The organism is Acinetobacter sp. GN11 (assembly GCF_054823985.1).
In genome coordinates this window covers 1-4,412 of sequence record NZ_JRVL01000289.1, presented here as the reverse complement: position 1 = coordinate 4,412, position 4,412 = coordinate 1, and the positions used below count along the sequence as shown (strand labels likewise).

The following is a 4,412-nucleotide window of genomic DNA, read 5'->3' as shown; positions in this document are numbered from 1 at the left end:
AATTGCTTTAGTATAAAAATAAATAAAATGCTGGTTGATATTTTATGACTAAGAAAATTAGTTTTAATGCTTTTGAAATGAATTGTATTGCCCACCAATCTCCAGGATTATGGCGACATCCTCAAGACCGATCTGTTGAATATAAAGATTTAGAATATTGGACAGATTTAGCACAAATTCTTGAGCGTGGTTTTTTTGACGGTATTTTTATTGCAGATGTGCTCGGCATTTACGATGTTTACCATCAAAGTGCTGAACATGCCTTAACAGGTGCAGTACAAGTTCCAGTCAATGATCCGCTACAGATTGTGCCTGCTATGGCGGCAGTCACAAAGCACTTGGGCTTTGGTGTAACGACTTCTATTTCCTTTGAGCATCCTTATCCTTTTGCTAGACGTATTAGCACGCTAGACCATTTAACCAAAGGGCGAGTTGGTTGGAATATTGTGACGTCTTATTTGGAAAGTGGTTCAAAAAACTTAGGCCTAAAAACTCAGGTCAATCATGACAATCGTTATGATATTGCTGATGAATATTTAGAAGTCCTTTATAAACTTTGGGAAGGTTCTTGGGAAGAAGGTTCGGTCCTGCGTGACCGTGAAAGTGGTGTCTTTGCTGACCATAAAAAAGTGCATCCAATTCAGCACGAGGGTAAATATTTTACTGTACCGGGCATCCATATTTGTGAGCCATCACCGCAGCGAACACCAGTACTTTACCAAGCGGGAGCATCTTCACGCGGGCAGAAGTTTGCTAGTCAAAATGCCGAGTGTGTATTCATAGCAGCGCCGTCTAAAATTGCCACTAAAAAAGTGGTACAGGGCATTCGTCAAAAATTGGCTCAAGAAGGCCGTGACCCGTACTCTGTCAAAATTTATGCACTTTTGTCGATTGTCACTGATGAAACCGATGCAAAAGCACAGGCTAAGTTTAAAGAATATCAAAGCTATGGAAGCTACGATGGGGCGTTAACATTGCTGTCTGGCTGGTCGGGAGTTGATTTTTCACAATACCAGCCAACGGACAAAGTTGAATACATTCAAACCAACGCGATTCAATCTTTATTAGATTCTTATGTAAATGCAGATCCAGAGCGTGTTTGGACCATTGAGGAAATTGCAAATTGGAACAGCTTAGGTGGTAATGGACCTGTGTTAGTGGGTTCGGCAGAAACGGTTTCAGATGCTTTACAGCAATGGGTTGAAGATACCGATGTCGATGGCTTTAACCTTGCCTATATTTTGGCTCATCAAACCTTTGCCGATGTGGTCGAATTTATTGTTCCAGAGTTGCAAAAACGTGGGGTATATCAAACCTCATATGCACAAGGAACATTAAGAGAAAAACTATTTGGTGCTGGGCCATATTTGCCTGAAAATCACCGCGGTGCAAAATATCGTAATCTAAAAGAGTTAAAACTTGCTGAGGCGAGTTAATATTTTAGAAAACCTTTAAATAAATAGCTGGTTAAATACCGGCTTTTATTTTGTCTTTTTATATCGGTTTTACTGCTGAGTTAATAATGAAAAGATAATTCTATAATTTAGATTAAAACATCAGATTAATTTGTTTTTGTATTATGTGAATAATCATTATTTTGTTCCTGTTATTAAAATTCAGGAATTATTAAGTGAGCACACAAGAACTCGATCATAACCATCGTTATGAAATTAAATCTCCCGATGATGTTTCACAATTAATTTCAAAATTTGCAGGGAAGGGTAAGTCGAATAAAGTTATTTGGTTGGCACTCATTGGGGTGTTTATTGATGCCTATGATTTAACAACGCTGTCGTTTGGTATTGAGCAAGTTATCTCAGAGTTTTCTTTAAGCCCTGTCATGACTGGGGTCGTAGCTTCAGCAATTGTCTGCGGAACCATTGTTGGTAATCTGATTGGTGGTTGGCTGACAGATAAAATTGGCCGTTATCGGGTCTTTATGGCGGACATGGTGCTCTTTGTCATTGCGGCAATTGTCGCAGGCTTTGCACCTAATGTCTGGGTTTTGATTTTAGCCCGATTTATTATGGGAATTAGTGTTGGTATTGATTTGCCTGTGGCAATGTCATACTTATCTGAGTTTTCCAAGTTTAACGGTAGTAGCAACAAGGCAGCGCGTTTAGCGGCATGGTGCCCAATGTGGTATGCCGCTTCTTCGGTCTGTTTTGGTTTAGTTCTGGCGCTTTACTTTCTTTTACCCCCTGAACATAGCAACTGGTTATGGCGAGCATCTTTAATTTTTGGAGCAGTGCCAGCGTTACTCATTATTTTTATTCGCGGTAAATATTTAACTGAATCACCAATCTGGCTTGCAAACCAAGGTGATTTAAAAGGTGCAGCTAAAGTTCTACAAGAATCTTATGCAATTAATGCAGTCGCTACAGTTGAAAAAGTAGAAAGAACTGCTGAAAAGAAAAAGCGCGAGGGTTTTGCAGTTTTATTTAATAAAACCTATTTGCCAAGAACGATTGTGGCAATTGTGATTCACATTTCGGTGGCATTTCAGTACACCACCATTGCCTTCTTTTTACCTTCGATTTTAACGCGTTTCTTTCATACTGATGTCTTGACGACCATTACCACCACACTTGGACTCAATTTACTGTTTGCATTTACGGGTGGGTTGTTAGGTGTATTTGTCGCCAGCAGATTTAAATCTCGTCATGTGTTGCTTACAGGCTTTTTACTTCAGTTTATTGCCCTCATTGCATTGGCATTGATTGGTGAACCGGGCAATAGCTTTTTACTCTACACCGCAATTGGAATGCTCGGTTTGTGGCTTTTTGCTGAAGGTTTCGGGCCAGGGGCACAAATGATGGTCTATCCAACCATGGCTTACCCTGCTTCAATTCGTGGCGTTGGTGTTGGGTTTAACCGTGCAGTAACGGGTGTTGCTCAAGCAATTGCTTTGTTTGTTTTACCGATCTGGATGGCGGGATATAAAACCGATGTTTACCTGATTATTTCTATCTTTGCGTTTATTCCTTTAATTGTGATTGGACTACTGATTAAGTTTGAGCCTACCGCTCAAGATGTCGATGTTATCGATGAAGATAAAGCAGAACTTCCTCTCAATAATTCACCAGTAATCGACTAGAGTAAAAATAGATATCTAAATGAAAACAAAGGCCAACATCTGTTGGCCTTTGTTTTAAGAATTAGAAGTAATAAGCAAAAATCACAAACGCTTTTTTGTTCCATTTATCATTGGTTCCACCAGCTGCAAGGCCTTCACTATCTCCTAAGTATGGGTCATGTTTGCCCATCAGCAACTCGGCTTGTACCGTCAATTTTTGATAGTTAAACGCAATGCCGGGTATAAAACGGGTGGAGTCTTTAAAGCCATCTTGTTCTTTTCGATAAGAACTATAGTTTAGGTAAGGACGAACAGAGGTAATTGGGCCAAACTGCTGGGGAAATAAATAGCTGAGTTCGGCTGAATAAATCTGACCTTTGGTTGCAGAGTTAAATGAATAATCGAAACCACCCAAAGTTAGATGATCTTTATATTGAGTATCGGCATTATCAATGTCTTGATAACCAGCCAAAAGCTGTAAATTCCATTGGTTATAATTGGTATTGCTAAAAACTGAATAGACTTGGCGATCGCCATCTTGACCTGAGCGTTTATTTTTAATGGTGGAGTACCATGCAGAGGCGCCCAGTTGGGTAGAGAAATTTTCTTGGCCTAAGACATTTTTAAAGGTATGAGCACCGCGAACAACAACCGAGTTCTTTTCTTTAGTATTGGTGCCTTGTGGTACAGAGTCATCCGCATTGACAGGGTTGATACTAAATCGGCTTGAGTCTTTGCTTTTACCTCTATAGGTACCACCATCGGTAGGGTAAAAGGCGAGTTGTGCTTCATTGATTCCATCATTGAAGTCATATTTCACCCCAAGGTTATGCACATCTTCCCAACCTGCACTATTGGCAATTCCTAAATAATAAGTATTTCCCCAAAAGCGACCCAAGCCAAAAGGAACGGGGTTTAAGCCAGCAATAATTTTACTGTTTTCATTAATTTTATAACCCAACCACGCATCGGTCAGCCAATTTGCATCGCCTAAACGCCCGTAATATTCATAAACCCGATAATCTAAACGGCCAATCCATTTCGGGGAGTTGTAGTCTAACCATAATACTGCGTCGTTAAAGGAAAATTTACTCGTAGAAGGTTCAGAGTCAAAATCATAAACATATTTAGCTCGAACAGTACCACTCACTTTAAGTTGACCTTCTTCAGCATTACCAAAGGTAAGGGCTGCATGACTTGAGAGGCTGAATGTAATCAAAGACGTTGTAATTAATGTTTTTTTCAAAAATTGAGAATGTTTAAACAAAAGAATTTTTCTCCTCTTAAAAATAAAAATTAAATTTGCCTCATGTATAAACCAGAAAAAGATTTGTTC

At 39.4% G+C, this 4,412-nt stretch carries 3 protein-coding genes; 2 read left to right on the top strand and 1 reads right to left on the bottom strand.

Annotation, left to right across the window (positions count from 1 at the left end):
* Positions 1 to 44: 44 nt before the first annotated feature.
* Together NL42_RS18400 and NL42_RS18395 are read left to right on the top strand one after the other, a co-directional pair.
* A complete protein-coding gene (locus NL42_RS18400) occupies positions 45 to 1,436 on the top strand; it encodes an LLM class flavin-dependent oxidoreductase (RefSeq protein ID WP_461313848.1) in 1,392 nt (463 codons plus the stop codon).
* Positions 1,437 to 1,630: 194 nt separating this feature from the next.
* Entirely contained in the window at positions 1,631 to 3,097 is a 1,467-nt protein-coding gene (locus NL42_RS18395) for an MFS transporter (RefSeq protein WP_013198172.1), read from the top strand.
* Positions 3,098 to 3,158: 61 nt separating this feature from the next.
* On the opposite strand, the gene NL42_RS18390 is transcribed toward NL42_RS18395, so the two are convergent.
* Complete coding sequence (locus NL42_RS18390; protein ID WP_461313847.1) at positions 3,159 to 4,343, bottom strand: hypothetical protein; 1,185 nt, start codon at positions 4,341 to 4,343, stop codon at positions 3,159 to 3,161.
* Positions 4,344 to 4,412 lie beyond the last annotated feature (69 nt).